This is a genomic window from Chlorobaculum thiosulfatiphilum, assembly GCF_006265165.1.
Taxonomy (GTDB): domain Bacteria; phylum Bacteroidota; class Chlorobiia; order Chlorobiales; family Chlorobiaceae; genus Chlorobaculum; species Chlorobaculum thiosulfatiphilum.
Window position 1 is genome coordinate 1 of the sequence record NZ_VDCH01000072.1, and the last position, 279, is coordinate 279.

General features: G+C 57.0%; 1 protein-coding gene. It reads right to left on the minus strand.

Going from position 1 to position 279, the window contains the following annotated elements; translation table 11 throughout:
- On the minus strand, positions 1 to 279 hold a 279-nt coding region (locus tag FGF66_RS12400; protein ID WP_139457958.1), incomplete at both ends, for an FAD-binding protein.

Below are 279 nucleotides of genomic sequence, written 5' to 3' on the forward strand. Positions count from 1 at the left end.
CTCCCTGGCTTCGTGACGACCAGCCTCTTCGGCTGCCGTGTGGCCAGCTATACGTCCGAACACAAGTATTTCAAGCAGAGAGTTACCACCCAGGCGGTTAGCACCGTGTACGGAGACACAGGCTGCTTCACCTGCGGCATAGACGCCGTCCATAGGAGTGCGACCAAAGATGTCGGTATCTATACCACCCATCGAATAGTGCGCGGTTGGCCTGATCGGGATCGGCTCTTCGATCGGATCCACACCCTCGAAGTACATCGACATTTCACGGATCTGGGG